We start from the raw sequence: 26,755 nt of genomic DNA, 5'->3' as shown, positions 1-26,755 counted from the left end.
TTGGCGGGTGTTGAATGTTTGTTTGGGGACAAGAAAACGCCCCGATGTACGGGGCGTTCAGTCGAGATCTGCGGTATCGGTCGACGATGAGTCCGGCCAACCTTCGGCCAGCATTTCGTCGTGGTACTCGCCTGCCTCGATTGCGCGTAACAACGTCAGTTCGCGGTCAAAACAGGCCTGTACGTGCGCCCGTACTGCCTTCGCAATATCGATGATCTGCGCAGCGCCGATCTCGACGAATCCCTTCAATGTTTTAAAATTGCAGCGGTATTCCGGATCGAGGACAGCCGATAGGCCGGTACTGGCGATCAGCGCCTGGCTGTCGCGTGTTGTCTCGATTTGCAGACCGTCGACGACAATGCCAACCCCCTCACGCACGAATCGCTCAGCCGCCACGGACGCTTTGAGTTCATCCAGCGACACGACCGGAACTCCCGGCGGTGCAAACTGCTTGCCGTCGTACAGCCAGCCTTCCTCGACCTCGCCGGGGCATTCGATCCAGATCATGTCCGGGTGAAACATTGTCTTGATGTCGCCGTCGGTTTCGAACAATTGGGCAGCCTTGCCCATGTACAGGAGTGCGTACTTCTTCATCAGGCGTATTCCTCGAAAATTACAACACCGCCAGCGCCCGGCGCACCATTGCGAGCAGGCAAAGATGGGCCGACGGCGACGCCACCACCCCCACCCCCATACCCTAAACCGGGCGGAAGCGCTCCGTTGGTGCCAGCTCCATTCCCACCCGAACCCAGTGGGCCGCTACCACCATGGCCGGCCAGCGTCGACGCACTCACGGTAATGCCGGGGGTCCCCGGAGCGCCTGCCATGTTGACAATATTGCCTCCATAGGCTGACGCACCCGGATAACCGCCCACCATCAGTCCAAACGCTGTAGTAGTTATCCCGATAGCGTAGATTGACCCCAAACCACCCGGCGCAGACAGCAACGCTCCTACCGAACTTGCCCCCCCTGCGCCGCCGCCAGTTCCGTTGGTTCCCGAAGCCGTGCCCGCGATTCCGCCAGCACCTACAATGACCGCTTGGCTAGCGCCAATATCTGCCGCCGTTATTAGCGTTTCCGCATAGCTTCCCGCCGCACCACCGCCAGACGCAGAAGTCTGGGAAGCGGTTGTAGCCGACGCGCCGCCAGATCCCCCCCCTCCCCCCACAATACGAATCCGAACCTTCTTCATCCCCGGCGTCGGAATGTAGGTGCCGTTAACCGCGAACTTCTGAATATTCAGCAGACGCCCGAATTCGTTGTAATTGACCCGTTGTTCCAGCGCCGCGATATCGATAACGCCTTGATTGATCGGCGCGCTCCAGGCCTTGATACACCACATGACCGCAATGCTGCGCGGGCGGGTTTCCGATCCGCCAGTGGCTGTTGTTGCCGGTGTTCCGTTGCTGTCCGAGCGGTTGCCCCGAGCCACTTTGTCCTGACCGAGTCCGGCCGGATAGGCAGGCGCGTCAATCTGGTGGAAGTGAGACTTCAGCTCATCAGGCGCCCAGCTACCAATCACCCGGCCAGGATCTACGCCCCGGCCATGATCCCAACCCCGCAGGAACTCACCGCGTGATTCCGGCAACCGGAAATTGCCAGCGCCCTCATCACCCTTGTTGTAAGTAGTGCCGAGATACGCAGCCAGATCCGGATAGGTCGCAATGCTCTGCACACTGCCATCCAGCTCAAGAAAACCCGGAGGCACGATCCCCGTCGGGAACGCCATGACGGCGCCCACCGGAACGGCAGATCCAAGCCGGGAAACTTCCTTGACCAGTGCAGCTACGTCGATGTTTCCCTGATTGACCGGGGCGTTCCAGGCTTTAATGCACCACATGACGGCGATGTTGCGTGGTCTCACAACACCGCCATCGACCAATACAGGCGAAGATACAGCACCTGCAGTGGTGTACGATCTGGCGACGCCGGGATAATCAGCGGGTATGAATACATCTGCCTGAGCTGCCGCCACCGTTGCCTGAACAACTTCGACCGTAAGGTTCGGATTCGGGTTGCTGTCAAAGGCTGTCACTGTCCCCATCTGAGATGACCCAATCGCCCGACCCGCATCCACCCCACGCCCATGATCCCAACCGCGCAAGAACTCCCCACGCGCCTCCGGCAACCGGAAATTCCCGACACCCTCATCCCCCTTGTTGAACTTGCCGCCCAGATAGGCGCTCAAGTCCGGGTAGGTCGCGCTGCTCTTGACGCTGTTGTCCAGCTCCAGAAAACCCGGTGGCGGCGTATCGACAGGGAAGGCAACAATCGATCCCACCGGCAACGCAGAAGCCTTGGCAATCAGCGCCTCGACTTCAGCCTTGGTGTAGGAATCCTTGATGCCAAAACCGGCCAGCGTGTCGGGATTCGAGCCGGCCGTCGCGCGGCCGTATTCGTCGACGCTCAGACTCTTGTAAGTCCCGGCAGCAATCCCGGTACGCCCCGCGAGCATCTTGAATGTCAGCGCAGTGGTGCCGAGGGTAATCGGCGCATTGGTGGTCAGGTGCCACAGCGAATCGCCGTTGAACGTGCCCTCTTCCACCATCACCGTCAGGCCCGGTGTGACCTTGGCGCTGACGTTGGCATCATTCGCTCGAGTCCAGTCGCCGTTAGCCACAACCCACAGCCCGTTGTCCTTGGCCAGGGTTTGGTTCGGCAACAGCACGCGGTCGCCGGCAATCACGGCAACGCCGTCAATCTGCTGCGCACCGTTCAACACCACGTTGGCGGGGGCGGCGACGCGCACCGACTGTTTGCCGTCGAGTTTGCCGAGTTCTTCGGCGAGGTAGCTCATGACCCAGGCGCGGGTGGCCTTGACCACGGTGTCATCAATCTGCAGCGTCACCAGCGAGGCATTGCTGGTCTCGAAAATCGAGCGGATGTAGAACTCTTTGCCCGAGCCGGAGTTAGCCAGAACCGGCTTGAACGACTCCGGGTATTTGACGATGGCGTAGAGAATCCCGGTGTCGGTCCACAGACCGGCTTCACGCACGTACCAGCCACCGACGTCCGGCGGGATGGTGACTTCGGCGAGCAGCCAGCTCGGATTCTTCTCGTCCTGGAACAGCGCGTTGAGCGGACCGCGCCAGACTTCGCGTTTCAGCGCGGTAGCCGTCGCGGCCGGGTTGTAGACCGCGCCGCCGCCATCGCCGACGGAAATCTGCGTCAGCTTGATCGGCAGGCCCGCAGCCTTGCACGCCGTTTCGTAGGCAATCCCTGCGTTGGTGAGCAGGGTGTAATAGTCAGCCATTCAGGCCCCCTGAGGATAAATAGTGGATGTTTCGACGGTGTACAGAGCGGCCGCCATGAAGGCCTCGCCGGATGTCTCGAGCCCTTCGAGGAACACCGGATAGACCGTGGTCAGTTCGCCGCAAAAGGTCGCGGCGCCGATGACGTGATTGCCGAAGGCGCTGAGGCCGACCGACACCGACAGCACGTCCCGCTCGCTCTTGGCATCAGCCAGGCGTCGGTCGAGACGTGCGTCGATTTCTTCGCTGTAGGGTTGTTCGCTGAAGGCCCGCACGGAAAAGCTGTAAGGCTCGCCGGGCGGGGTCTGTTCGTACCAGGCGCGAATCTCGGGCCTGAGCTGCAAACCCTTGGCGGCGTTTTCCAGCGCCTTGCGAGTGCCGGCCTGGCGCGCGGTGGGCCAGGCCAGTTCGACGGTCAGGCGCTTTTCCGCTTCCGGTGCGTCGGTGCTCCATTCGGCCACTCCACGATCCGCGGCGAGATACGGCAGAAACGCGACGGGCGTAGAGGCAGGATTCATCAGTTCGGGAAACGGCGGCGCGATGCGGTCCAGCAACGCGCCGAAGCCGATATCGAGCGCCCGTTCCAGCGCCGAGCTGTTGGCCGGCAGCAGAGTCGGACGCGGTGTCTGGTCCGTCATAGCGTCTGCACCTCGACTTCGACTGCCGTGCAGTACGGCGCTTGAAACGCCGAGCACACAATGGGCGCCAGCGGTTCAAGGATCTGCAATTGCACGGCGCCGGCGCTGTGCAGCGTGTAGTCGATCCAGCTCGGGTCGACCCGGCCTTCCAGGCGATGGCAGCTGTCGGCGTAGGCTTGCAGATGTTGCTCGGCGGCGACCTTGGTCAGGCCCGAATCCGGGCCGGAATTGATCTTTGCCACGACGCGGATTGTGTAGCGCTGAATCTCGGCACCTTTGACCGTGACTTTGTCGGTTTCCGGACAAACATCGGGCCGGGCAAAGTGTTGGCGTACACCTTCGAGCAACGTCGCGGATGGCGTACCGTCGCCTTCGCGGGCAAGCACGGTGACTTGCACTTCACCCGGCGCGGTACGACGGCCATTACCGTCCTTGACCTGCGCGGCGAGGCCATCCGGGTCGAAGGTGTAAGTGACGTTTACCACGCCCGTATCGGTGGATTCGACTTTCACCGCCGGCCGCTCGCCGAGGGTGAACACCTCGCGACGGTACTGCATCCGCGAGCCGGCGGCCGGAGCGTGGGGCGCCAGGTAATAGCGCAACCGGGCGTCATCGTCGCTCTCGTAAATCGCGGGCACCGGCGGGAATGCCGCCGCGTCGCCCGGATCGAGCAATTGGCGCTCCAGGCCCATGTCCGCGAGCCGCGCATCAAGGTTGCTGCCGGTGGCCCACCACGCCAGCATCTGCTTGATCCGGGCGTTGTATTTGCGTTCATGGGTTTGCAAGCGAACGCAGAAAGCCTCGAGGGCCAACGTCAGCAATTCGCTTTCGTTGTCCAGGCTGGTCTTGAGTTTTTCCGCGCTCTGCGGCGAGCGTGCGCCGACGTACGAGATGACGAAAGTCTTGAACTCGGCGAGCAGATCCTCGAAGGCATCGACCTTGATCAAGGAGGGTTCGGCCAACTGGTTCTGGCCGGGGATCAACATGCTCATGTCACGACCTCGAAAGTCTGTTGGCGGTTTTTCCAGGTGCCGGCAAACCGCAGCAACAGACCGGCGCCCTGTCGGGTGGCGACGATCACAGCGGGCTGGAAATCGCCGATGCCGTTTTGCGGGTTGTAGAACGCCTGGGCTGCGTGGCTCTGGGCGAGCAACAGAATGTCGTCGCCCAGGTTTTGCCCCAGCAACGTGGGGATCAACGAACCATAAAGGGGCCTTTTTTGCCGGGTGCCCAGCGGCGTGGTCAGGGCCCGGGTCGCGCGCTGCACGAATTGCAGCCAGTCGTCGACCGTGGCCCCGCTGTCTCTATCGATTCCGATCATGGGAAGCTCTTGATTCAGGGGCTGATGACGCGGCCCTGGTGATCCACCAACGGGCCGCTGAAGTGCACGCCCGAGGCGTCGATGGTCAGGCCGACCGCGCCCAGTTGCAGGGTGATCGCTTGCGGGGTCATCGCCAGCCGTGCCGGGCCGATGCTTAGTTCAAGCGATTCGCGAGAGCCGCTGAAGGCTGCCGGACCGTTTTGCCAGTGCAGTGTGTGTGTGGCGTCGTCGTAACCGCTTTCGCTGCCGTCCTGATGAACACGTCGCGTCAGCGTCGGTACGGTGGAGGCCGGTGGAAAACGGTCACTGTTCAGGCCGAACAACGCCACGCTCTGGGCGCCGCTTTCGCCGCTGCCGTAGTTGAACAGCAGACACTGCTCACCCACCGTCGGGATCCGCGACTCGCTCTGCGCGCCGGCGCTGGGGTTGAAGAATTTGATGGCCGGGGTGAGCAGTCCACCGTGGCTGACCCGGCAGGTATTGCTCGCGGCATCGACGTCCTGGCAGATGCCGATGCGGCAATAACTCTCGGCGCGCCGGTGCAGGTCGTCGATCTCGGCGTCCATTTCCGCCAGGCGTTCGATGATCGGGCCCAGTTGCATTCGCAGTAACGCGTCGAACATCGGTCAGGCCTCCAGCGAGGTGTATTGGTCGGGGTCGTCGATGTCACTGACTTCCCAGGTGCGGGCGAATTTCGGCGTGCCGAGCGGGTCGTCGAGCAGGGTCGGGCCCAGGTAAAGGGTCTGATTGAACGACAGGGTCCAGGCTTTGTTTGGCTGGTCGGCGCGGATGAGCAACGACGGCATTCCATCGATGTTCATCGGCAGATCGCATTGATCGCCGGACAGGCCCCAGCGGTTGTCGGTGACCAGGTTCTTCAGGGCGGCGATGAGATCGCACGCGGCAAACGCTGTAGCGGAAACCGCCGGAATCACTTGCAGCGTCAACGTGAGCACATGAGCAATGCGCCCGTTGGCGGCGCGCTCTCCCGGTGCATTTCGCTCGATGTCGATCAGCACCCAGGCTTTGTCGCCGGGGGCCGTGAAGTCATCGTGATGACCGACCTGCACATTCAGATCGACGCTGTTACGCAAGGCTGTGGCGATTGCCGTGAACAGCTGCGAAGGCTGCTGGATCGGTGTGGGCATGCTTGACCTCCTTTTCTGATGTCCACGCGAAGTCCCGCCGCACAGCGTGCAGCGAGACAGGAAAGTGAGGGGTTATTGCGGATCGCGCGGGGGAACTTCGCAGACGCCAATGCGCTTGGCGGCCCAGCGTTCGTAAAGGCCGATGGCCACGTCGGCACCGGCCATGGCCGTCAGGCAACCAAATGCCCCGGCAGCCCAGATCGACATGCCGGCGGCGTACAGCAGCATGATCGCCGAAACGCCGCAGATCATGCAGGCGCCGGAGCGCAGGGCCAGACGCCGAAGCAGTGGCCAGCCACGAGCGCCCTCCTTGTCGGCGCGCCACATTTCCCCGGACACCCCGCCCACGACGGCAAGGAGGATGACCAGCCAGATCGGCATGTCCGCCAACGCTTGTTGCTCGTTTGTCATGTCACGCCTCCTGGTGTGATGGATGAGTGTTGTGTGTTGGGTTCAATCGTTTTCTCTTGAGGCAGGCATTCCAAAAAGCCCTGCATTTCGCCGGGCTTTTCAGTAATGCACTCCTTTGCCTTCCTTCAATCCTGTGTACGTGAAGGAAGCTGACTTTTCGGCGCTACTGGCGCGGTACGAGTCCATTCAAATTGTTTTTCCGACCGCGGTCCCTGCCCGCCGGATAACTGTTTCTGGTGCTTTACGCTGCACACCCGGGTCAGTTGCCAACCCTCTGAACCGTTGAGGCCGGTTCATCGCTGCCTGTTCTTGTGGAACTAAAGAGCTGTTGTTGCCAGCCGCTTTGTCGAGCGGCTTGGTGGCAAGAATATGCATGGATGCATATACAGTCAATGCGTAAATGCATTTATTTATGCACAAGAAATGCGCGGATGCATGAAAGCCCCGCCGTTCAAGGGTTGGCCGGTTTTCTACAGGCGAAAAAAAACCCGCAGAGGCGGGTTTTGTCAGAAAGGAATCAGGTTACCGGGCGTACATGCCCCACCAGAAGACGTGACCGAGGATGACGATCTGCTCTTCCTGCATATCCTGGAAGCTGTAGTCCTCGTCCGGGTGTTCATCGCGATTGAAGCTGCGCAGACGGATACCGGTAGGCAGGCGATAGAGCTGCTTCACTCGCAATTGACCGTTGTGGTTGATCGCATAAAGATCGCCATCGATGATGTCGCCGATCCCGCACTTGCCGGCGTTGACCCCGACCGTGGCGCCGTCGCGCAGCACCGGCAACATGCTGTTGCCGCGTACCGTCACGCATTTGGCCTGATCGAACTGCACACCGTTATGGCGCAGGCTGCGCTTGCCGAAGCGCAGGCTGGAGCGTTCGCTCTCTTCGATGACGAATCTTCCTGATCCAGCAGCCAATTCAACCTCGCGAAGAAAGGGCACCGACACCTCGTCGTCATCGACGGGCGTGTCATCGTCCCACAGGCTTATGTCCTTGAGTTCGGAATGCAACTCGTCGCGTCCGGTGTTGGCGGCGGGCGCAACATCCGCGCGCCCGCGCAACTGATCGGTGCTCACGGAAAAGTACTCGGCAATCTTCGAGATGTGTTTATCCGAAGGATCGACGATCTTCCCGCTGAGAATCCGCGAGAGCGTGGATTGAGGCACGCCGGTGCGACGGTGGAGCTCCGTGGGGGAGATCCCGTGCTGGTCGAGCAGTGCTCTTAAGACGGTAGATACGTTGCGTTTTTGCATAACGCGCATAGTGCTTGAAGTTTTTCGCGAAGACAAATGCTGATTTGCATAAATCGTGCATAGTCGACGTTTTTGCGCCAGTTAGGTGTCACCCGGCCGCGATGCCTGCGGACCACAGACCGCCCATGGTAACCTTGCGCCCATCGCGGAAAAGCCCGGCCACTGCCGCGCTTTTGCCCCACACCTTTGAACGAGTTGCCTGACAATCCGATGAATAAAGCCGTCTCCGACCTGTCCTCCCACACTCCGATGATGCAGCAGTACTGGCGCCTGAAGAATCAGCACCCGGACCAGCTGATGTTCTACCGCATGGGCGACTTCTACGAGATCTTCTACGAGGACGCGAAGAAGGCAGCCAAGTTGCTGGACATCACCCTGACCGCCCGCGGACAGTCGGCGGGGCAGGCGATTCCGATGTGCGGGATTCCTTACCACGCGGCGGAAGGTTACCTGGCGAAACTGGTCAAGCTTGGCGAGTCGGTGGTGATCTGCGAGCAGGTCGGCGACCCGGCCACCAGCAAAGGACCGGTGGAACGTCAGGTAGTGCGCATTATCACGCCGGGTACGGTCAGCGACGAGGCGCTGCTCGATGAGCGTCGCGACAACCTGATCGCGGCGGTGCTGGGCGACGAGCGTCTGTTCGGCCTGGCCGTGCTGGACATCACCAGCGGCAACTTCACGGTGCTGGAGATCAAGGGCTGGGAAAATCTGCTGGCGGAGCTGGAGCGAGTCAACCCGGTCGAGCTGTTGATCCCGGATGACTGGCCGAAGGATCTGCCGGCGGAAAAACGCCGTGGCGTTCGTCGCCGTGCGCCGTGGGATTTCGAGCGCGATTCGGCGCTGAAAAGTCTCTGCCAGCAATTTTCCACCCAGGACCTGAAAGGCTTTGGTTGCGAAACCCTGACCCTGGCGATCGGTGCCGCCGGTTGCCTGCTGGCGTATGCCAAGGAAACCCAACGCACCGCCCTGCCCCATCTGCGCAGCCTGCGCCATGAGCGGCTGGACGATACCGTGGTGCTGGACGGCGCCAGCCGTCGTAACCTCGAACTCGATACCAACCTGGCCGGTGGCCGCGACAACACCCTGCAATCGGTGGTCGACCGTTGCCAGACCGCCATGGGCAGCCGTCTGCTCACCCGCTGGCTCAATCGCCCACTGCGCGACCTGACCGTGCTGCTGGCTCGCCAGAGCTCGATCACTTGCCTGCTCGACCGCTATCGCTTTGAAAACCTGCAACCGCAGCTCAAGGAAATCGGCGACATTGAGCGGATTCTGGCGCGGATCGGCCTGCGCAATGCCCGCCCTCGCGACCTCGCTCGTCTGCGTGATGCACTCGGCGCACTGCCTGAACTGCAAGCGGCGATGACCGATCTTGAGGCGCCGCACCTGCAACGCCTGGCGACCACTACCAGCACTTATCCGGAACTGGCGGCGCTACTGGAAAAAGCCATTATCGACAACCCGCCGGCGGTCATCCGTGACGGCGGCGTGCTTAAAACCGGGTACGACAGCGAACTCGACGAGCTGCAATCGCTGAGCGAAAACGCCGGCCAGTTCCTGATTGACCTCGAAGCCCGGGAAAAGGCCCGCACCGGTCTGGCCAACCTGAAAGTCGGCTACAACCGCATTCACGGCTATTTCATCGAGTTGCCGAGCAAACAGGCTGAATCGGCGCCGGCGGATTACATCCGACGCCAGACCCTCAAGGGTGCCGAGCGCTTCATCACGCCAGAACTGAAAGAGTTCGAAGACAAGGCGCTGTCGGCCAAGAGCCGCGCCCTGGCTCGCGAGAAAATGCTGTACGAAGCGCTGCTGGAAGACCTGATCAGCCAGTTGCCGCCGCTGCAGGACACTGCTGGTGCCCTGGCCGAACTGGATGTGTTGAGCAACCTCGCCGAACGTGCGCTGAATCTCGACCTGAATTGCCCGACGTTCGTCAGCGAACCGTGCATGCGCATCTCCCAGGGCCGCCACCCGGTGGTCGAGCAAGTGTTAACCACGCCGTTCGTGGCCAACGACCTTAGCCTCGATGACAACACTCGCATGCTGGTGATCACCGGCCCGAACATGGGCGGTAAATCCACTTATATGCGCCAGACTGCACTGATCGTGCTGCTGGCACACATCGGCAGCTTCGTGCCGGCCGCCAGTTGCGAACTGTCGCTGGTGGACCGGATCTTCACCCGGATCGGTTCCAGCGATGACCTCGCCGGTGGTCGCTCGACCTTCATGGTGGAAATGAGCGAAACCGCGAACATCCTGCACAACGCAACCGAGCGCAGCCTGGTGCTGATGGACGAAGTCGGTCGCGGCACCAGCACTTTCGACGGTTTGTCGCTGGCATGGGCGGCGGCTGAGCGACTGGCTCAGCTGCGTGCCTATACTCTGTTTGCGACGCACTATTTCGAACTGACCGTGTTACCAGAGGCCGAACCGTTGGTGGCCAACGTGCACCTCAATGCGACCGAGCACAACGAACGCATCGTGTTCCTGCACCATGTGTTGCCAGGCCCAGCCAGCCAAAGCTACGGTTTGGCTGTGGCGCAACTGGCCGGTGTACCGAGCGAAGTCATCTTGCGTGCTCGCGAGCATCTGAGCCGCCTGGAAGACACCGCACTGCCCCATGAAGCGCCGAAGCCGGCGGCCAAGGGCAAACCGGCGACGCCGCAGCAGAGCGATATGTTTGCCAGCCTTCCGCATCCGGTGCTGGATGAATTGGCCAAACTGGATCTGGATGACGTCACACCGCGTCGTGCACTCGAAATGCTCTATGCACTAAAGAACCGGATATAAGCACCGACGAACCGGATATAACGCAAACGGCTTCAAGCTGTTAGAATCTCGCGCGGTTCGGGATGCTGCTGGCTAATAGCCTGGCTGGCAGACATCGCTCCCGAACCTGGCGACCCCAACCGTGAAGGGGCAACGCTGCCGCCGCCTGAGGAGAAAATTAGAAATGACCTTCGTCGTCACCGACAACTGCATCAAGTGCAAGTACACCGACTGCGTAGAAGTCTGTCCGGTGGACTGCTTCTACGAAGGCCCGAACTTCCTGGTCATTCACCCGGACGAGTGCATCGACTGCGCTCTGTGCGAACCGGAATGCCCGGCCGTGGCCATTTTCTCCGAGGACGAAGTTCCGGAAGAAATGCAGGAATTCATTCAGCTGAACGTAGAGCTGGCCGAGATCTGGCCGAACATTACCGAGAAAAAAGAATCGCTGCCGGATGCCGAAGAGTGGGATGGCGTCAAAGGCAAGATCAAAGACCTCGAACGCTGATCTGTTCCGCGTTTTGAAGAGAAGGCCCCTCGCGGGCCTTTTTGCTTTTTCGGATTTGGCTTTTTTCAGGCAAAAAAAGGGGCGGTTTGACCCGCCCACATTTTTTCCCTATTCCCTGTGTTCCTTTTCATCGTCCTGATGAATCGCGTCCTGCGATGTCCATTCCCCTCTTCCTTGAAGGGCGCGTCTATCCGTCGACACAACCCAGATACTAGAGATTTCGCCGATGGGCACAACTGGCCGCCAGCGTACTAATCCTTGGTCACAAGCCTTTAACATTGAAAAATAACCATATAAATCAATAGATTATGAATATAAAACGAGCGCAATAGCCTTCAGCGGCAGGGTAAAAATAACGAACACTTACGATACAGTCAGCAAAGGCTTACAAAGTAAACCTACAAGGCGGGAAAACCTCCCGCTTCCAGAGCGCAAATAAAAAGCCCCGAACCAGTCGGGGCTTTTTGCATAGCGGTCACGCGGGCGGCTTATTGGAACAGCGACTCGCTCGACAGGCCGTTTTTCTCGAGAATTTCCCGAAGGCGTTTGAGGCCTTCCACCTGGATCTGTCTCACCCGTTCCCGGGTCAGGCCGATCTCCAGGCCTACATCTTCCAGCGTGCTGCTCTCGTGGCCGCGCAAGCCGAAGCGGCGCACGACCACCTCGCGTTGCTTGTCGGTCAGTTCCGAGAGCCATTGATCAATGCTCTGCGACAGGTCGTCATCCTGCAGCAGTTCACATGGATCGGTCGGACGATCATCCGTCAGGGTGTCCAGCAGGGTTTTATCCGAATCCGGACCCAGCGAGACATCGACCGAAGAAACCCGCTCGTTCAGGCCCAGCATGCGCTTGACCTCGCCCACCGGTTTTTCCAGCAGGTTGGCGATTTCTTCGGGTGAGGGTTCGTGGTCGAGCTTTTGCGTCAGCTCCCGTGCGGCCCGCAGGTACACGTTGAGCTCCTTGACCACATGGATCGGCAACCGGATGGTCCGGGTCTGATTCATGATCGCGCGTTCGATGGTCTGACGGATCCACCAGGTCGCGTAGGTCGAGAAGCGGAAGCCACGCTCGGGATCGAACTTTTCCACCGCGCGGATCAGTCCGAGGTTGCCCTCTTCGATGAGATCCAGCAGCGACAGCCCCCGATTGACGTAACGCCGGGCGATTTTGACCACCAGCCGCAGGTTACTTTCAATCATGCGCTTGCGCCCGGCAGGGTCGCCACTTTGCGACAAGCGCGCAAAATGAACTTCTTCTTCCGGGGAGAGCAGTGGGGAAAAGCCGATTTCGTTGAGGTACAGCTGCGTGGCATCGAGTGCCCGAGTGTAATCGATGTACTTGTGTTGTTTAAGTGAAGCGGAGTGTTTGGATTTGGCACGAACGGAAGGTGGAGCAGCCCCTTCATCATTCGACATCGAATCCGAATCGATGCCGGTCTCCATCAGGAGAACCTCATCGTCGATGTCAAACTCCGGCACTTCTTTACTGAGAGCCATTGTTATAGTCCTTTGGTGAGTTCGACCCCAAGCTCAAGCGGCGCCTTTATCCTTGGCAACGCTGGAGCCTGTCCCCTCTACGTGAAGAAACAGGCTGGTCTGCAAATCAACGTCTTGGCAGGAACTGCAGCGGATCTACAGGTTTACCTTGTCGGCGAATCTCAAAATGCAGTTTCACCCGGTCTGTACCCGTTGACCCCATTTCGGCAATTGTCTGTCCGACCTTGACCTGCTGCCCCTCCCGTACCAACAGCCGACGGTTGTGTCCGTAAGCACTGACGTAGGTTTCGCTGTGTTTGATGATGACTAATTCGCCGTAGCCCCTTAAGCCACTCCCGGCGTAAACCACCGTCCCATCAGACGCAGCTAAAACAGGCTGTCCCAAATCTCCGGCGATATCAATTCCTTTATTCAAACTACCGTTTGAAGAGAATTTACCAATCAGAATGCCATTAGATGGCCATCCCCAGCCGGTCGGGGCCGGGCCCGGTGGAGGCAGTGGAGCAGGCGCGGGCTTGCTGGCGACGGACGGTACAACCGCCGTGGAAGCGGCCCCGGAACCCGTGGTTGTGGTGGTCGTCGTGCCATTTGCCTGACGCCGGATAACCGTGGTTTTGCTGGACGAAGACGCTGAAGAACCGGAGTTGCTGACGACCGCCGTCGGCGTTGAACCGGTGCGACCGTCGAAGCGAATCGTCTGACCCGGATGTATCGTGTATGGCGTAGGAATATTGTTCCGGGCGGCGAGGGCTTTGTAGTCCCAGCCGTAGCGAAAAGCGATGGAAAACAACGTATCGCCCGGACGGACTACATACTGCCCGGTCGTTACGACCGGACGCTGGGCCACCGAATTGTTGCGATCGACGACCCGGACGTTGTTCGATTTTGTGCTGGAGCAACCGACCAGCAAGGTGCTCAAGACAAGGCCAGTCACCAGGCGCTGAAAGCTCGTGTTACCCATACGCTGCGCAATGACTGTGAGACTCACCCGCCGCTCCCTTTGTGGTGGCTGAAAAATGTGGAGTGCCGATTCCGGCATGAAACTTCGCAAGTATAACGGGCGCAACCGGCTTTACCTTTATAGAAGCGCTATCGCTCGGCGCACACGTTTGCCTGTAGACGATCCATCCTGTTTAAACATTCACTGCCGCTGTAAGACAGGCACGTTCGACAGGAATTCAGCATCCTGGAACAAATGCTCAGGCCAGCGGACCGTTGAGCAATGGCACGAAACGTACCGCCCCCAAAACGTGCCGGGAGAAGCCGTTTTCTTCGCGCACGATCAGCATCAATTGCTGCACTTCACCCGAGCCGACCGGGATTACCATCCGCCCGCCCGGTGCCAGTTGATCCAGCAAAGCCTGAGGCACATCGGTCGCCACCGCAGTGACAATGATGCCGTTGTACGGCGCCAGCGCCGGCCAGCCTTCCCAGCCATCGCCCCAACGAAACACTACGTTGCGCAGGTTGAGCTCGACCAGGCGTTCCTTGGCCCGATCCTGCAGCACCTTGATGCGCTCCACCGAGAACACCCGCTCGACCAGTTGCGACAGCACCGCCGTCTGATAACCGGAACCGGTGCCGATCTCCAGTACCTTATCCAGCGGCCCGGCCTCCAGCAGCAGTTCGCTCATGCGCGCCACCATATAAGGCTGGGAAATGGTCTGGTTGTTGCCGATCGGCAGTGCGGTGTCCTCATAGGCACGGTGCGCCAGCGCTTCATCGACAAACAGGTGTCGCGGGGTCCGACGGATCACTTCCAGCACGCTGGCGTTGGAAACACCCTCTTCGTAAAGACGCTGGATCAGGCGCTCTCGGGTTCGCTGGGACGTCATCCCGATGCCGCTGCGCAGCCTGTCGTCTTGTTCACGAGCCATTAATTGAGCCCCTCCAGCCAGCCGTCGAGACTTCTGAAGGCATCATTGAAGGTGCGATCGAGCTGCAACGGAGTAATGGATACGTAACCCTGCATCACCGCATGGAAATCGGTACCCGGGCCGCCGTCTTCCGCGTCACCTGCCGCCGCAATCCAATAACCGGCCTTGCCGCGCGGGTCCACGACTTTCATCGGTGCCGCCGCACGGGCGCGATGGCCGAGACGGGTCAGTTGAATGCCGCGAATGCGATCGATCGGCAGATTAGGAATGTTCACGTTCAACACTGTGCGCGGTGGCAGATCGAGCACGGCGTGGGCTTCGACCAGTTTGCGCGCAAAGTAGGCCGCCGTAGGCAGGTTGTCGACCAGCCGCGAAACCAGCGAGAAGGCAAACGACGGGCGCTCGAGAAAGCGGCCCTCGAGGGCGGCTGCCACCGTTCCGGAATACAGCACGTCATCACCCAGGTTGGCGCCGAGGTTGATGCCCGAAACCACCATGTCCGGCACGCGTTCCAGCAAACCGTTGAGCCCCAGGTGGACGCAGTCGGTCGGCGTGCCATTGAGGCTGATAAAACCGTTGTCCAGGTATTGCGGGTGCAACGGACGGTCGAGTGTCAGCGAACTGCTGGCACCGCTCTTGTCCTGTTCCGGGGCGATAGCCACGCACTCGGTGTAATCCGCCAGCGCAGCATAAAGCGCGGCAAGACCGGGCGCAGTCACCCCATCATCGTTAGAAATCAGAATACGCATGGGCTGTCCGTCTGCCCCACCGGCACCAGATCAACGAGTTCGCGCACCAATACGGTGGCGAAGCATCCGGCCGGGAGGACGAATTCCAGTTGCAGAATGTCAGGCTCGGGATAATGCCACGTCAACCCGCCAATGGGCAGCCGCAGGATGCGACGTTCGTGGCTCATACCGGCATTAATCAACCAATCACGCAGATCCGCCTCGCGTGCGGCAATCCCCTGCTCCAGATCATGGACAACCCCGGCCGCCGGCGAGTCACCTTCGCCCCACTGCGGGCCGGTCGGGTGCAGGTCGAGAATCGCCAGACGCGGGTCACTGCACTCGGCTTCACCTGCCGGAAAAAAGCTGCGGCTGTCGGTGAACGCCAGCAGATCGCCGACCTGGGCACGTTGCCAGGTGCCATCGGCCACCCGCGCCGCGAGTACCTGATTGAACAGAAAACTGCGCGCGGTCGACAGCAGGCGCGAACGCACGTTGCGCTGCTCCGGCAGTGCCTTGCGCGCCGCCCACGAACGGGCATCGACGACATTGCCGCCATCATGGCCGAAACGCTGAGCGCCGAAGTAGTTCGGGATACCTTGTTTGGCGATCAGTTGCAGACGCTCGTCGATGGCGGCTTTGTCGCCATTGAACTGGGTCAGGCGCAAGGTGAAACCGTTGGCCGAATGCGCACCGCGTTGCAGCTTGCGCTTGTGTCGAGTGGTCTTGAGGATTTTCAGCGTATCGTTTTCCGCCGCCGACAGATCCGGATCAGCCTTGCCCGGCAGTTGCACGCTGAACCACTGACGGGTCAGCGCCTGACGATCCTTCAGGCCGGCATAGCTGACCGTACGCAATGGCACGCCGGCAGCCTTGGCGATGCGTCGTGCCGCTTCTTCGGTGTTCAGACCGCGCTTTTCCACCCAGATCCACAGGTGCTCACCATCACCGCTGAAGGGAATGTCGAGCACTTCATCGACCTGGAAATCTTCGGCGATGGCTTTCAGTACGGCGGTGCCAAGGGCGTCACCATAGGCCCGCGGGCCGAGCAGTTGCAGTTCGTTCATGCGCGCAACAACAAGGCAACGGAATGCACGGCAATGCCTTCTTCGCGACCGACGAAACCGAGCTTCTCGGTGGTGGTGGCTTTCACGTTCACTTGATCCAGTTCTACTTGCAGATCCGCGGCAATCAGCGCGCGAATCGATTCGATATGGGGGGCCATTTTGGGGGCCTGAGCAACGATGGTGTTGTCGACGTTGCCGACCTTCCAGCCTTTGGCGTGGATCAGGCTGACCACATGCCGCAGCAGCACACGACTGTCGGCGCCCTTGAATTGCGGGTCGGTGTCCGGGAAATGCTTGCCGATATCACCCAGCGCAGCCGCGCCGAGCAAGGCATCGCTCAAGGCGTGCAGCAGGACGTCACCGTCGGAGTGAGCGAGCAGCCCGAAGCCGTGTGCGATTCGCACGCCGCCCAGAGTAATGAAATCGCCTTCAGCGAAACGGTGCACATCATAGCCGTGGCCAATACGCATAAAAAAACGCCCCGAATTTTGTCAGGGCGTGATTCTACCTGCATTAACCCTTCAGAGCGCGCGCGTGATGCTGCAAGTGGTCGTCAATGAAGCTCGCAATGAAGAAATAGCTGTGGTCGTAGCCCGGTTGCAGGCGCAACGTCAGCGGATGACCCGCTTGCTTTGCCGCTTGTTGCAGGGCTTCGGGTTTGAGCTGGGTGGCGAGGAAGTCGTCGCGGTCACCCTGATCAACCAGCAAAGGCAGTTTCTCGTCCGCGTCGGCGATCAGTGCACAGGCATCCCATTCGCGCCATTTCGAACGGTCTTCGCCCAGATAGCGGCTGAACGCTTTCTGACCCCACGGGCAATCCATCGGATTGTTGATCGGCGAAAACGCTGACACCGACTGGTAACGTCCCGGATTGCGCAACGCACAGACCAGCGCACCGTGACCGCCCATGGAGTGGCCGCTGATGCTGCGCTTGTCCGAGGCCGGGAAATGCGCTTCAACCAGTGAAGGCAATTCCTGCACGACATAGTCATGCATCCGATAGTGACGCGACCATGGTTCCTGCGTGGCATTCAGATAGAACCCGGCACCGAGACCGAAATCCCAGGCCCCGTCGGGATCACCCGGTACATCCGGGCCACGCGGGCTGGTGTCCGGCGCCACGATGATCAGGCCAAGCTCGGCCGCCATGCGCATCGCGCCGGCTTTCTGCATGAAGTTCTCGTCCGTGCAGGTCAGGCCCGACAGCCAGTACAGCACCGGCAACTTGCCGCCCTGCTCTGCCTGCGGCGGCAGGTACACGGCGAACACCATGTCGCAGCCCAGCACCTCGGAGCGATGCCGATAGCGTTTGTGCCAGCCGCCGAAACTTTTCTGACAGGAGATGTTTTCCAGACTCATGTAGGACTCCTACGCAACCACGGCTGCACACTGGCAACCGTGGCATCGCGATTGATCAGAAATGAATGACGGTACGGATGCTCTTGCCTTCGTGCATCAGGTCGAAGGCCTTGTTGATGTCTTCCAGGCCCATGGTGTGGGTGATGAAGGTGTCCAGCGGGATTTCGCCGCTCTGTGCCATGTCGACATAGCTTGGCAATTCGGTACGGCCACGCACGCCGCCGAACGCCGAACCGCGCCAGACGCGACCGGTCACCAACTGGAATGGACGGGTGGCGATTTCCTGGCCAGCACCGGCCACGCCGATGATCACCGACTCGCCCCAGCCTTTATGACAGCACTCGAGGGCTGCGCGCATCAGTTGCACGTTGCCGATGCATTCGAAGGAGAAGTCGACGCCGCCATCGGTCATGTCGACGATCACTTCCTGGATCGGACGATCGAAGTCTTTCGGGTTCACGCAGTCGGTGGCACCCAGTTGCCTGGCGATTTCGAACTTGGCCGGGTTGATGTCGATGGCGATGATGCGCGAAGCCTTGGCCTTCACTGCACCAATCACCGCCGACAGACCGATACCGCCGAGACCGAAGATGGCCACGGTGTCGCCCGGTTTGACCTTGGCGGTGTTGATCACCGCACCGATCCCGGTGGTCACGCCGCAACCGAGCAGGCAGACCTTTTCCAGCGGCGCATCCTTGGAGATCTTGGCCACGGAGATTTCCGGCAGCACGATGTACTCGGAGAACGTCGAGGTACCCATGTAGTGGAAAATCGTTTGACCCTTGTAGGAAAAGCGCGAAGTGCCGTCCGGCATCAGGCCCTTGCCCTGGGTGGTGCGAATGGCCTGACACAGGTTGGTCTTGCCCGACTTGCAGAACTTGCACTGACCGCATTCCGGGGTGTACAGCGGAATGACGTGGTCGCCGACGGCCACGGAAGTCACGCCTTCGCCGATCGCTTCAACGATGGCGCCACCCTCGTGGCCGAGGATCGACGGGAAGATACCTTCCGGGTCAGCACCGGACAGGGTGTAAGCGTCAGTGTGGCAAACCCCGGAAGCCACCACGCGCAGCAACACTTCACCGGCCTTGGGCATGGCGACATCGACTTCTACGATTTCCAGCGGCTTCTTGGCCTCGAAGGCAACGGCGGCGCGCGACTTGATCATGCTGACTCTCCAGTGAATCCATTGAATAAAAACCAGACAAGGAGTGTAGTCCAGCGCCGCTTGATGAATAATCCGGGCAAAAGCAAAACATTATTGCCATACAGGGATAATCCCGATGTCTGAAAACCGCTGGGAAGGCATCGACGAGTTCGTCGCCGTTGCCGAATGCAGCCAATTCACCGCGGCTGCCGAACGCCTGGGCGTTTCTTCCTCGCACATCAGTCGACAAATCGTACGACTGGAAGAGCGTTTGCAGACGCGACTGCTGTACCGCAGCACCCGGCGCGTCACACTGACCGAAGCCGGCCAGACCTTTCTGCAACATTGTCAGCGCCTGCAGGACGGTCGCGAAGAAGCGTTGCGCGCAGTCGGCGACCTGACCAGCGAACCCAAAGGCATGCTGCGTATGACCTGCGCCGTGGCGTATGGCGAACGCTTCATCGTGCCGCTGGTGACCCGGTTCATGGGGCATTACCCGCAATTGCGCATCGACATTGAACTGACCAACCGCCAACTCGATCTGGTGCACGAAGGCCTGGACCTGGCGATCCGCCTCGGTCGTCTTCAGGATTCCCGGCTGGTGGCGACCCGACTGGCACCGCGGCGCATGTATTTGTGTGCGTCGCCCTCCTACCTGGAACGGTACGGGCGCCCACACAGCCTGTCGGAACTAGGGCGACACAATTGCCTGATCGGCAGCTCGGACATCTGGCAGCTTGAACAAAACGGGCGGGAATTTTCCCAACGGGTGCAGGGAAACTGGCGCTGCAACAGTGGGCAAGCAGTGCTGGATGCAGCCTTACAAGGCGTCGGATTGTGTCAGCTGCCGGACTATTACGTGCTGGAACATCTGCACAGCGGTGCGTTGATTTCTTTGTTGGAGGCGCATCAACCGCCGAATACGGCAGTGTGGGCGTTGTATCCACAGCAGCGGCACTTGTCGCCCAAGGTGCGCAAGCTGGTGGATTTTCTCAAGGAAGGTTTGGCCGAACGGCCGGAGTACCGGATTTAACGACGATTGGCCCAGCGCTGGCGCAACCATTCGAGATCTTCGGGGCGGGTGACTTTCAGATTATCCGCTCGGCCTTCGATCAGGCGCGGCGCCAACCCGGCCCACTCCATCGCCGAAGCTTCATCGGTGATGACTGCATTCGCCACCAGACTGTCAGCCAAAGCCCGGTGTAAGGCACCGAGTCGGAACATCTGCGGCGTATAGGCTTGCCAGATCACGCTGCGATCCACGGTTTCCAACACTCGACCGTGTTTGTCGACCCGTTTCAGGGTGTCCTTCGCCGGCACGGCCAGCAAGCCGCCGACCGGATCGTTTGCCAGTTCAGCGAGCAGTTTGTCGAGATCGTCACGGCTCAGATTGGGCCGTGCCGCATCGTGCACCAGCACCCAATCCTCATCGTCGGCACCTTGGGCATGCAGATGAAGCAAGGCATTGAGTACCGAGCCGGAACGTTCGGCTCCACCGTCGACCCGCTGAATTCGCGGATCGCTGGCGCTGGCCAGGTTCGGCCAGTAAGGGTCATCGACGGCAAGACTGACCACCAGCCCCTTGAGGCTCGGGTGATCGAGGAAACAGCCGAGGCTGTGTTCGAGAATTGTGCGCCCGCCCAGTTGCAGATATTGCTTGGGACGGTCCGCGGCCATACGGGCACCGATGCCCGCGGCAGGAATCACGGCCCAGAAGGCCGGCAGGGAATCGATCATTGGGCCAACTGGTAAAGGGTTTCGCCGTCCTTGACCATGCCCAGTTCGTGACGAGCCCGCTCTTCAACGGTCTCCATGCCTTTCTTCAACTCGCTGACTTCAGCGTCCATCACCCGGTTGCGCTCCAGCAAGGCTTCGTTCTCGGCGTGCTGTTCAGCAATCTGCTGATTCAGTTCGGCGACTTGCGCCAGACTGCCATTGCCCACCCACAGGCGGTACTGCAGACCGGCCAGCAGCAAGAGCAAGACGAGAAACAACCAGTAAGGACTGCGCATCGAATATCAGGTATCCAGTGAAAAAAGACAGCCACGTCAAAACTTTGAAGCATCTGATAGCACGAAGCCTGGAATATCCAGGCTTGTGCATATAAGGCATCAGATTAGTGGCAAATCCATCGCTGTCACGACTTTTCCGACACAATCCGGTGTCTTTCTATCATTTACTGCTCAGCCGCGAAACTCGCTGCGACCGTTGTACTTGGCCTTGCCATTCAACTGCTCTTCGATACGCAGCAGTTGGTTGTACTTGGAAACGCGGTCGGAACGGCACAGAGAGCCGGTCTTGATCTGGCCAGCCGAAGTACCCACGGCCAGGTCGGCGATGGTCGAATCTTCGGTTTCGCCCGAACGGTGCGAGATCACGGCGGTGTAACCGGCAGCCTTGGCCATCTGGATGGCTTCCAGGGTTTCGGTCAGGGTGCCGATCTGGTTGAACTTGATCAGGATCGAGTTGGCGATCTTCTTGTCGATGCCTTCTTTCAGGATCTTGGTGTTGGTCACGAACAGGTCGTCGCCAACCAGTTGGGTCTTGGCGCCGATCTTGTCGGTGAGGATCTTCCAGCCAGCCCAATCGGACTCGTCCAGACCGTCTTCGATCGAGATGATCGGGTAACGTTCAGTCAGACCTTTGAGGTAGTCGGCGAAACCTTCAGCGGTGAACACCTGGCCTTCGCCGGACAGGTTGTACTTGCCGTCTTCGAAGAACTCGCTGGCCGCGCAGTCCAGAGCCAGTGTCACGTCGGTGCCCAGCTTGTAACCAGCGTTGGCAACGGCTTCGGAAATCACTTTCAGCGCGTCTTCGTTGGAAGCCAGGTTCGGCGCGAAACCGCCTTCGTCACCCACGGCAGTGCTCAGGCCACGGGCCTTCAGAACGGCTTTCAGGTGATGGAAAATCTCGGTGCCCATGCGCAGGCCTTCCGAGAAAGACTTGGCGCCGACCGGCTGAACCATGAATTCCTGGATGTCGACGTTGTTGTCGGCATGTTCGCCACCGTTGATGATGTTCATCATCGGAACCGGCATCGAGTAAACGCCCGGGGTGCCGTTCAGGTTGGCGATGTGAGCGTACAGCGGCAGGTCCTGATCCTGTGCAGCTGCCTTGGCCGCCGCCAGGGAGACGGCGAGGATGGCGTTGGCGCCCAAGGTCGCTTTGTTATCAGTACCGTCCAGCTTGATCATCGCGTGATCCAGGGCTTTCTGGTCGCTTGGGTCGGTGCCCAGCAGCAGATCGCGGATCGGACCGTTGATGTTGGCTACCGCCTTGAGCACGCCCTTGCCCAGATAACGGCTCTTGTCGCCATCACGCAGCTCGAGTGCTTCACGCGAGCCAGTGGATGCACCGGACGGCGCGCAGGCGCTGCCGATGATGCCGTTGTCGAGAAGCACGTCCGCTTCCACGGTGGGATTGCCACGGGAGTCGAGAACTTCACGACCTTTGATGTCGACGATTTTTGCCATTGTTGTAAACACTCCAAAGTTGACGAAAACGACGCAGCTAGAGGAAATCTTTTTACCGTCGGCAAGTGTTGTGCAACGGGCAGCTTGCAGACGACAACGCTCATACCCGAGGGCATGAGCGACAAATCGTGCGGTACTTTACCGGAGAATTGAGGTTTACGCGGTTTCTACCGTCGGAAAACTCTTCACCAGTTCGTCCAGGGCTTTGAGCTGGGCCAGGAATGGCTCCAGTTTGTCCAGACGCAAGGCGCAAGGGCCGTCGCATTTGGCGTTGTCCGGATCCGGGTGCGCCTCAAGGAACAGGCCCGCCAGCGACTGGCTCATGCCAGCCTTGGCCAGGTCGGTGACCTGGGCGCGGCGACCGCCGGCGGAGTCGGAACGACCGCCCGGCATCTGCAGCGAATGGGTCACGTCGAAGAATACCGGGTACTCGAACTGCTTCATGATGCCGAAGCCGAGCATGTCGACCACGAGGTTGTTGTAGCCGAAGCTCGAACCGCGCTCGCAGAGGATCAACTGATCGTTACCCGCTTCCACGCACTTGTTCAGGATGTGTTTCATTTCCTGAGGTGCGAGGAACTGGGCTTTCTTGATGTTGATGACGGCATTGGTCTTGGCCATCGCGACAACCAGATCGGTCTGGCGCGACAGAAAGGCCGGCAGCTGGATGATGTCGCAGACCTCGGCGACAACCGCGGCCTGGTCAGGCTCGTGGACGTCGGTGATGATCGGCACGCCGAAGGCTTGTTTGATGTCCTGGAAGATGCGCATACCCTCTTCCAGGCCAGGACCGCGATAGGAGGTCACAGAAGAACGGTTGGCCTTGTCGAAACTGGCCTTGAACACGTAAGGGATACCGAGTTTTTCGGTGACCCTCACATACTCTTCGCAAACCTGCATGGCCATGTCACGGCTTTCCAGCACGTTCATGCCACCGAACAGCACCATGGGCTTGTCGTTGGCAATCTCGATGTCGCCGACGCGGATGATTTTCTGTGCCATCGGGGTTACGCCTTCTTCTGGTGTTGAGCCAATGCTGCTTTGACGAAGCCGCTGAACAGCGGATGGCCATCGCGTGGCGTCGAGGTGAACTCTGGGTGGAACTGGCAAGCGACGAACCATGGATGATCCGGTGCTTCGACCACTTCAACCAGCGCGGCATCGGAAGAACGACCGGAAATCTTCAGGCCGGCCTCGATGATCTGCGGCAGCAGGTTGTTGTTCACTTCGTAACGGTGACGGTGACGCTCGACAATCACATCCTTGCCGTAGCAGTCGTGCACCTTGGAGCCGGGTTCGAGCAGGCATTCCTGAGCGCCGAGGCGCATGGTGCCGCCCAGGTCGGACGCTTCGGTACGCACTTCAACGGCGCCGGTGGCGTCTTCCCACTCGGTGATCAGACCGACAACCGGATGGCCGCTGGCGCGATCGAACTCGGTGGAGTTGGCATCTTTCCAGCCCAGCACGTTACGGGCGAACTCGATGACCGCCACTTGCATGCCCAGGCAAATACCCAGGTACGGAACCTTGTTTTCGCGAGCGTACTGAACGGCAGTGATCTTGCCTTCCACGCCACGCAGACCGAAGCCGCCCGGAACGAGGATCGCGTCGACGCCTTCCAGCAGCGCGGTGCCCTGGTTCTCGATGTCTTCGGAATCGATGTAGCGCAGGTTGACCTTGGTACGGTTGGTGATGCCGGCGTGACTCATCGCTTCGATCAGCGACTTGTAGGCGTCCAGCAGTTCCATGTACTTGCCGACCATCGCGATGGTGACTTCGTGCTCTGGATTGAGCTTGGCATCGACGACCTTTTCCCACTCGGACAAGTCGGCGCCGTTGCATTGCAGGCCGAATCGCTCGACGACGAAATCGTCCAGACCCTGAGCGTGCAGCACGGCCGGGATCTTGTAGATGGTATCGACGTCTTCCAGGGAGATCACCGCACGTTCTTCAACGTTGGTGAACAACGCGATCTTGCGACGCGACGACACATCCACCGGATGGTCGGAACGGCAGATCAGCACGTCTGGCTGCAGACCGATCGAACGCAGCTCTTTTACCGAGTGCTGGGTTGGCTTGGTCTTGGTTTCGCCAGCGGTGGCGATGTACGGAACCAGGGTCAGGTGCATCAGCATCGCGCGCTTGGAACCGACTTCCACACGCAACTGGCGAATGGCTTCGAGGAACGGTTGCGATTCGATGTCGCCAACGGTACCGCCGATTTCCACCAGGGCCACGTCGGCATCGCCGGCACCCTTGATGATGCGACGCTTGATTTCGTCGGTGATGTGCGGAATCACCTGGATGGTTGCACCCAGGTAGTCACCACGGCGCTCTTTGCGCAGCACGTGCTCGTAGACACGGCCGGTGGTGAAGTTGTTGTTCTGGGTCATGGTCGTGCGGATGAACCGCTCGTAGTGGCCCAGGTCCAGGTCGGTCTCGGCGCCGTCGTGGGTGACGAACACTTCACCGTGCTGGAACGGGCTCATGGTGCCCGGGTCGACGTTGATGTACGGATCCAGCTTCAGCATGGTGACCTTAAGCCCCCGCGCCTCCAGGATGGCCGCCAATGAAGCCGATGCAATGCCTTTCCCCAAAGAAGAAACAACACCGCCCGTGACGAATATGTAGCGCGTCATGAAAAACCCTAGAAGTCTGCGTTAAAGCGGTCCGAGCCGCCGGGGAAAGCGAAGGAAGGCCGAAGCCCCCGATCACCTGCATTAATCACAGTGCACCTTTCAAAAAAACCGCCGCGTTGGGACAGACCGGAAGTGGAAACACCGGTACGTTGCTCGCTACACATTTTTTGGAATCGCCCAGCAAAGACTGCTTGGTAATCGGCAACTCCTGCAATTCAGGCGAATCCACAGAAGTTGTATCAAGAAGGGAGCGTAGTCTACCGGAATGCCCCCTTCATCTCAAACCTTGATCTTCGTCCGAAGGCTGCCAATGCAATCGCCAGCCTTGCAGCGCACTGCCGTCGAGCCCCGGCAGGTTCGCCACGGCGAGCAATTCTTCATCGCGAAACAGCAGCGGCAATCTGCCACGCACGAAACCCGGCACCGCGCGCTCATTGAGCAGGCGCTTGAGATCGCGATGACCGCGCCCTGCCAGATCCATCACCTCGCCGCCCTGACGGTAGCGGATTTGCAGCGGCCCCACGGGAGTCTGGCCGATGAACATGACATGCCCGTTATGGGGCAAGCGTAGCGCTGACGACAGGTCGTGCCAGCTGCCGCTGACCACCGGCGTACGCAACCATTGCCCGCTGAGCCACCACAGACGACCGACGCTTCGATGCAGCTCGCCATCCGCCAGACGCCACACCGGAGCGGCATCGTTACCGGCATCGCGCAGGTCGATCCAACCCGACCAATGGTCGGTATCCGGCAGTCGGGTCAGCGGCTCAAGCCAGTGACTGAGAGCGTTTCGTTGACGGGCATCGGACAAGCCCGCGATCGCCGCAAACTCCAGTGATGGCAATCCTGACCACTCGAAACCACCGGGCATGCTCGCTTGAGCCAGATCGATTTGCGCCAGCTCATCGAGCAAGCCTTGCGCCTCACGCAGATGCGCCGCACTGCGGGCCATGCTGGCGTGAGCCTGAGGCCAGCGACCAGCCAGCAGCGGCATGACCTGGTGGCGCAGGTAGTTGCGCGAAAACTGTCGATCCTGATTCGACGGATCCTCGACCCAGAGCAGGCCATGGTCCTGTGCGTAGGCTTGCAGCTCTGAACGCGTGACGTCGAGCAACGGCCGAACCAGACTGCCCTGCCCCAGCGCTCGCGTGGCCGGCATTCCGGACAGCCCGCGCACACCGGCGCCACGCAGCAGGCGGAACAACAGCGTTTCGGCCTGATCGTCGCGGTGCTGGCCCGTCATCAAGACATCATTGATCCGAGTCGCCGAAGTGAATGCCGCATAACGAGCATCCCGCGCCGCACGCTCAAGGCTGGCGCCCTTTTGCACAGTCACGTGAACAATCTGCAATGGAATGCCCAAGGCATCACAGACAGCCTGGCAATGCGCCGGCCACGCATCGGCCGCGGCCTGAAGACCGTGATGAACATGGATTGCGCGTAGCGGCGGAAGGGATTCGGATTTGGCGAGAGTTGCCAGAAGGTGCAGCAGGACGGTGGAGTCGAGGCCGCCCGAGAAAGCGATACGCCAATGAGCCGCATCGAGCCAGGGCGTGAGACTGCGCAGAAGCCTGGAAGGCAAATCAATCGAGGGCTGACCCATTTATCTACCTTTTCACAAACCAAATGTGGGAGCGGGCTTGCTCGCGAAAGCGGTGAAAC

General features: G+C 60.1%; 26 protein-coding genes. 3 read left to right on the top strand and 23 right to left on the bottom strand.

The window, feature by feature from the left end; genetic code table 11:
- Nucleotides 1-57: 57 nt before the first annotated feature.
- From CAF73_RS10075 to CAF73_RS10035, 9 genes are all read right to left on the bottom strand, one after another.
- Nucleotides 58-594: a DUF4376 domain-containing protein gene (locus CAF73_RS10075; protein WP_085702602.1), complete on the bottom strand. Its 537-nt coding sequence runs from the start codon at nt 592-594 to the stop codon at nt 58-60.
- Nucleotides 594-3,254 carry a phage tail protein gene (locus CAF73_RS10070; protein WP_234204581.1) on the bottom strand — a complete coding sequence of 887 codons (2,661 nt, stop codon included), beginning with the start codon at nt 3,252-3,254 and terminating at the stop codon, nt 594-596. Before CAF73_RS10070 ends, CAF73_RS10075 begins: the two co-directional genes overlap by 1 nt.
- Nucleotides 3,255-3,890 carry a phage tail protein I gene (locus CAF73_RS10065; protein ID WP_085697354.1) on the bottom strand — a complete coding sequence of 212 codons (636 nt, stop codon included), beginning with the start codon at nt 3,888-3,890 and terminating at the stop codon, nt 3,255-3,257.
- Entirely contained in the window at nt 3,887-4,882 is a 996-nt protein-coding gene (locus CAF73_RS10060; protein WP_085702601.1) for a baseplate J/gp47 family protein, read from the bottom strand. The genes CAF73_RS10065 and CAF73_RS10060 overlap by 4 nt, the downstream gene beginning before the upstream one ends.
- The gene (locus tag CAF73_RS10055) at nt 4,879-5,211 is read right to left on the bottom strand and encodes a phage baseplate protein (RefSeq protein WP_085702600.1); all 333 of its coding nucleotides are present in this window, start codon (nt 5,209-5,211) and stop codon (nt 4,879-4,881) included. The genes CAF73_RS10060 and CAF73_RS10055 overlap by 4 nt, the downstream gene beginning before the upstream one ends.
- Nucleotides 5,212-5,225: 14 nt before the next feature.
- The gene (locus tag CAF73_RS10050; RefSeq protein ID WP_085702599.1) at nt 5,226-5,834 is read right to left on the bottom strand and encodes a phage baseplate assembly protein V; all 609 of its coding nucleotides are present in this window, start codon (nt 5,832-5,834) and stop codon (nt 5,226-5,228) included.
- A gap of 3 nt (nt 5,835-5,837) precedes the next feature.
- Nucleotides 5,838-6,359, bottom strand: a complete 522-nt coding sequence (locus CAF73_RS10045; protein WP_085702598.1) for a hypothetical protein — start codon at nt 6,357-6,359, stop codon at nt 5,838-5,840.
- Nucleotides 6,360-6,431: 72 nt separating this feature from the next.
- Nucleotides 6,432-6,770, bottom strand: a complete 339-nt coding sequence (locus tag CAF73_RS10040) for a phage holin family protein (RefSeq protein ID WP_085647806.1) — start codon at nt 6,768-6,770, stop codon at nt 6,432-6,434.
- 522 nt (nt 6,771-7,292) lie between these two features.
- Nucleotides 7,293-8,027, bottom strand: a complete 735-nt coding sequence (locus CAF73_RS10035) for an XRE family transcriptional regulator (protein WP_085702597.1) — start codon at nt 8,025-8,027, stop codon at nt 7,293-7,295.
- A gap of 210 nt (nt 8,028-8,237) precedes the next feature.
- On the opposite strand from CAF73_RS10035, the gene mutS reads away from it, so the two are divergent.
- Complete coding sequence (mutS, locus tag CAF73_RS10030) at nt 8,238-10,820, top strand: DNA mismatch repair protein MutS (RefSeq protein ID WP_085702596.1); 2,583 nt, start codon at nt 8,238-8,240, stop codon at nt 10,818-10,820.
- Nucleotides 10,821-10,983: 163 nt separating this feature from the next.
- Complete coding sequence (gene fdxA / locus CAF73_RS10025; RefSeq protein ID WP_007908827.1) at nt 10,984-11,307, top strand: ferredoxin FdxA; 324 nt, start codon at nt 10,984-10,986, stop codon at nt 11,305-11,307.
- A gap of 488 nt (nt 11,308-11,795) precedes the next feature.
- On the opposite strand, the gene rpoS is transcribed toward fdxA, so the two are convergent.
- The 8 genes from rpoS to CAF73_RS09985 all read right to left on the bottom strand — a co-directional run bounded on the left by rpoS (nt 11,796) and on the right by CAF73_RS09985 (nt 19,002).
- Nucleotides 11,796-12,803: an RNA polymerase sigma factor RpoS gene (gene rpoS, locus CAF73_RS10020; protein WP_007954831.1), complete on the bottom strand. Its 1,008-nt coding sequence runs from the start codon at nt 12,801-12,803 to the stop codon at nt 11,796-11,798.
- 106 nt (nt 12,804-12,909) lie between these two features.
- Entirely contained in the window at nt 12,910-13,791 is an 882-nt protein-coding gene (locus tag CAF73_RS10015) for a peptidoglycan DD-metalloendopeptidase family protein (RefSeq protein WP_085702595.1), read from the bottom strand.
- Between the two features lie 211 nt (nt 13,792-14,002).
- On the bottom strand, nt 14,003-14,638 hold the full coding sequence (locus CAF73_RS10010; protein WP_170844894.1) for a protein-L-isoaspartate(D-aspartate) O-methyltransferase: 636 nt from the start codon (nt 14,636-14,638) through the stop codon (nt 14,003-14,005).
- Between the two features lie 41 nt (nt 14,639-14,679).
- Nucleotides 14,680-15,429, bottom strand: coding sequence for a 5'/3'-nucleotidase SurE (gene surE / locus CAF73_RS10005; protein WP_085702594.1), 750 nt, complete (start codon nt 15,427-15,429; stop codon nt 14,680-14,682).
- Entirely contained in the window at nt 15,417-16,475 is a 1,059-nt protein-coding gene (truD, locus tag CAF73_RS10000) for a tRNA pseudouridine(13) synthase TruD (RefSeq protein ID WP_011332702.1), read from the bottom strand. The genes surE and truD overlap by 13 nt, the downstream gene beginning before the upstream one ends.
- Complete coding sequence (ispF, locus tag CAF73_RS09995; RefSeq protein ID WP_085702593.1) at nt 16,472-16,945, bottom strand: 2-C-methyl-D-erythritol 2,4-cyclodiphosphate synthase; 474 nt, start codon at nt 16,943-16,945, stop codon at nt 16,472-16,474. The genes truD and ispF overlap by 4 nt, the downstream gene beginning before the upstream one ends.
- 43 nt (nt 16,946-16,988) lie before the next feature.
- Nucleotides 16,989-17,834, bottom strand: coding sequence for an S-formylglutathione hydrolase (gene fghA, locus CAF73_RS09990; protein WP_085697344.1), 846 nt, complete (start codon nt 17,832-17,834; stop codon nt 16,989-16,991).
- Nucleotides 17,835-17,889: 55 nt separating this feature from the next.
- Nucleotides 17,890-19,002 (bottom strand): S-(hydroxymethyl)glutathione dehydrogenase/class III alcohol dehydrogenase, encoded by a 1,113-nt coding sequence (locus tag CAF73_RS09985; protein WP_085702592.1) that lies wholly within the window; start codon nt 19,000-19,002, stop codon nt 17,890-17,892.
- A 115-nt stretch (nt 19,003-19,117) separates the two neighbouring features.
- Here CAF73_RS09985 and CAF73_RS09980 point away from each other — a divergent pair, with 115 nt between their 5' ends.
- Nucleotides 19,118-20,014, top strand: coding sequence for a LysR substrate-binding domain-containing protein (locus CAF73_RS09980; protein WP_007954817.1), 897 nt, complete (start codon nt 19,118-19,120; stop codon nt 20,012-20,014).
- Here the strand turns inward: CAF73_RS09980 and ispD are convergent.
- The 6 genes from ispD to tilS form a co-directional block, all read right to left on the bottom strand.
- A complete protein-coding gene (gene ispD / locus CAF73_RS09975) occupies nt 20,011-20,718 on the bottom strand; it encodes a 2-C-methyl-D-erythritol 4-phosphate cytidylyltransferase (RefSeq protein ID WP_085702591.1) in 708 nt (235 codons plus the stop codon). The genes CAF73_RS09980 and ispD overlap by 4 nt on opposite strands.
- Nucleotides 20,715-20,993: a cell division protein FtsB gene (gene ftsB, locus CAF73_RS09970; protein WP_085697341.1), complete on the bottom strand. Its 279-nt coding sequence runs from the start codon at nt 20,991-20,993 to the stop codon at nt 20,715-20,717. The genes ispD and ftsB overlap by 4 nt, the downstream gene beginning before the upstream one ends.
- A 171-nt stretch (nt 20,994-21,164) precedes the next feature.
- Complete coding sequence (gene eno / locus CAF73_RS09965) at nt 21,165-22,454, bottom strand: phosphopyruvate hydratase (protein WP_085702590.1); 1,290 nt, start codon at nt 22,452-22,454, stop codon at nt 21,165-21,167.
- Nucleotides 22,455-22,610: 156 nt separating this feature from the next.
- Nucleotides 22,611-23,456 (bottom strand): 3-deoxy-8-phosphooctulonate synthase, encoded by an 846-nt coding sequence (kdsA, locus tag CAF73_RS09960; RefSeq protein ID WP_085697339.1) that lies wholly within the window; start codon nt 23,454-23,456, stop codon nt 22,611-22,613.
- A gap of 5 nt (nt 23,457-23,461) precedes the next feature.
- Nucleotides 23,462-25,093 (bottom strand): CTP synthase, encoded by a 1,632-nt coding sequence (locus CAF73_RS09955; protein ID WP_085697338.1) that lies wholly within the window; start codon nt 25,091-25,093, stop codon nt 23,462-23,464.
- A gap of 274 nt (nt 25,094-25,367) precedes the next feature.
- Entirely contained in the window at nt 25,368-26,696 is a 1,329-nt protein-coding gene (gene tilS / locus CAF73_RS09950) for a tRNA lysidine(34) synthetase TilS (protein ID WP_085702589.1), read from the bottom strand.
- Between the last annotated feature and the right edge of the window lie 59 nt (nt 26,697-26,755).

This window comes from Pseudomonas sp. B15(2017) (assembly GCF_002113215.1).
Classification (GTDB): domain Bacteria; phylum Pseudomonadota; class Gammaproteobacteria; order Pseudomonadales; family Pseudomonadaceae; genus Aquipseudomonas.
The sequence above is the reverse complement of the archived record's forward strand: the minus strand, read 5'-3'. Positions and strand labels throughout refer to the sequence as shown.

What these genes read in the sequence shown, in the direction of transcription:
- CAF73_RS10075 (WP_085702602.1), bottom strand. Translation starts at nt 594, where the DNA reads ATGAAGAAGTACGCACTCCTGTACATGGGCAAGGCTGCCCAATTGTTC.
- CAF73_RS10070 (WP_234204581.1), bottom strand. Translation starts at nt 3,254, where the DNA reads ATGGCTGACTATTACACCCTGCTCACCAACGCAGGGATTGCCTACGAA.
- CAF73_RS10065 (WP_085697354.1), bottom strand. Translation starts at nt 3,890, where the DNA reads ATGACGGACCAGACACCGCGTCCGACTCTGCTGCCGGCCAACAGCTCG.
- CAF73_RS10060 (WP_085702601.1), bottom strand. Translation starts at nt 4,882, where the DNA reads ATGAGCATGTTGATCCCCGGCCAGAACCAGTTGGCCGAACCCTCCTTG.
- CAF73_RS10055 (WP_085702600.1), bottom strand. Translation starts at nt 5,211, where the DNA reads ATGATCGGAATCGATAGAGACAGCGGGGCCACGGTCGACGACTGGCTG.
- CAF73_RS10050 (WP_085702599.1), bottom strand. Translation starts at nt 5,834, where the DNA reads ATGTTCGACGCGTTACTGCGAATGCAACTGGGCCCGATCATCGAACGC.
- CAF73_RS10045 (WP_085702598.1), bottom strand. Translation starts at nt 6,359, where the DNA reads ATGCCCACACCGATCCAGCAGCCTTCGCAGCTGTTCACGGCAATCGCC.
- CAF73_RS10040 (WP_085647806.1), bottom strand. Translation starts at nt 6,770, where the DNA reads ATGACAAACGAGCAACAAGCGTTGGCGGACATGCCGATCTGGCTGGTC.
- CAF73_RS10035 (WP_085702597.1), bottom strand. Translation starts at nt 8,027, where the DNA reads ATGCAAAAACGCAACGTATCTACCGTCTTAAGAGCACTGCTCGACCAG.
- mutS (WP_085702596.1), top strand. Translation starts at nt 8,238, where the DNA reads ATGAATAAAGCCGTCTCCGACCTGTCCTCCCACACTCCGATGATGCAG.
- fdxA (WP_007908827.1), top strand. Translation starts at nt 10,984, where the DNA reads ATGACCTTCGTCGTCACCGACAACTGCATCAAGTGCAAGTACACCGAC.
- rpoS (WP_007954831.1), bottom strand. Translation starts at nt 12,803, where the DNA reads ATGGCTCTCAGTAAAGAAGTGCCGGAGTTTGACATCGACGATGAGGTT.
- CAF73_RS10010 (WP_170844894.1), bottom strand. Translation starts at nt 14,638, where the DNA reads ATGACGTCCCAGCGAACCCGAGAGCGCCTGATCCAGCGTCTTTACGAA.
- surE (WP_085702594.1), bottom strand. Translation starts at nt 15,429, where the DNA reads ATGCGTATTCTGATTTCTAACGATGATGGGGTGACTGCGCCCGGTCTT.
- truD (WP_011332702.1), bottom strand. Translation starts at nt 16,475, where the DNA reads ATGAACGAACTGCAACTGCTCGGCCCGCGGGCCTATGGTGACGCCCTT.
- ispF (WP_085702593.1), bottom strand. Translation starts at nt 16,945, where the DNA reads ATGCGTATTGGCCACGGCTATGATGTGCACCGTTTCGCTGAAGGCGAT.
- fghA (WP_085697344.1), bottom strand. Translation starts at nt 17,834, where the DNA reads ATGAGTCTGGAAAACATCTCCTGTCAGAAAAGTTTCGGCGGCTGGCAC.
- CAF73_RS09985 (WP_085702592.1), bottom strand. Translation starts at nt 19,002, where the DNA reads ATGATCAAGTCGCGCGCCGCCGTTGCCTTCGAGGCCAAGAAGCCGCTG.
- CAF73_RS09980 (WP_007954817.1), top strand. Translation starts at nt 19,118, where the DNA reads ATGTCTGAAAACCGCTGGGAAGGCATCGACGAGTTCGTCGCCGTTGCC.
- ispD (WP_085702591.1), bottom strand. Translation starts at nt 20,718, where the DNA reads ATGATCGATTCCCTGCCGGCCTTCTGGGCCGTGATTCCTGCCGCGGGC.
- ftsB (WP_085697341.1), bottom strand. Translation starts at nt 20,993, where the DNA reads ATGCGCAGTCCTTACTGGTTGTTTCTCGTCTTGCTCTTGCTGCTGGCC.
- eno (WP_085702590.1), bottom strand. Translation starts at nt 22,454, where the DNA reads ATGGCAAAAATCGTCGACATCAAAGGTCGTGAAGTTCTCGACTCCCGT.
- kdsA (WP_085697339.1), bottom strand. Translation starts at nt 23,456, where the DNA reads ATGGCACAGAAAATCATCCGCGTCGGCGACATCGAGATTGCCAACGAC.
- CAF73_RS09955 (WP_085697338.1), bottom strand. Translation starts at nt 25,093, where the DNA reads ATGACGCGCTACATATTCGTCACGGGCGGTGTTGTTTCTTCTTTGGGG.
- tilS (WP_085702589.1), bottom strand. Translation starts at nt 26,696, where the DNA reads ATGGGTCAGCCCTCGATTGATTTGCCTTCCAGGCTTCTGCGCAGTCTC.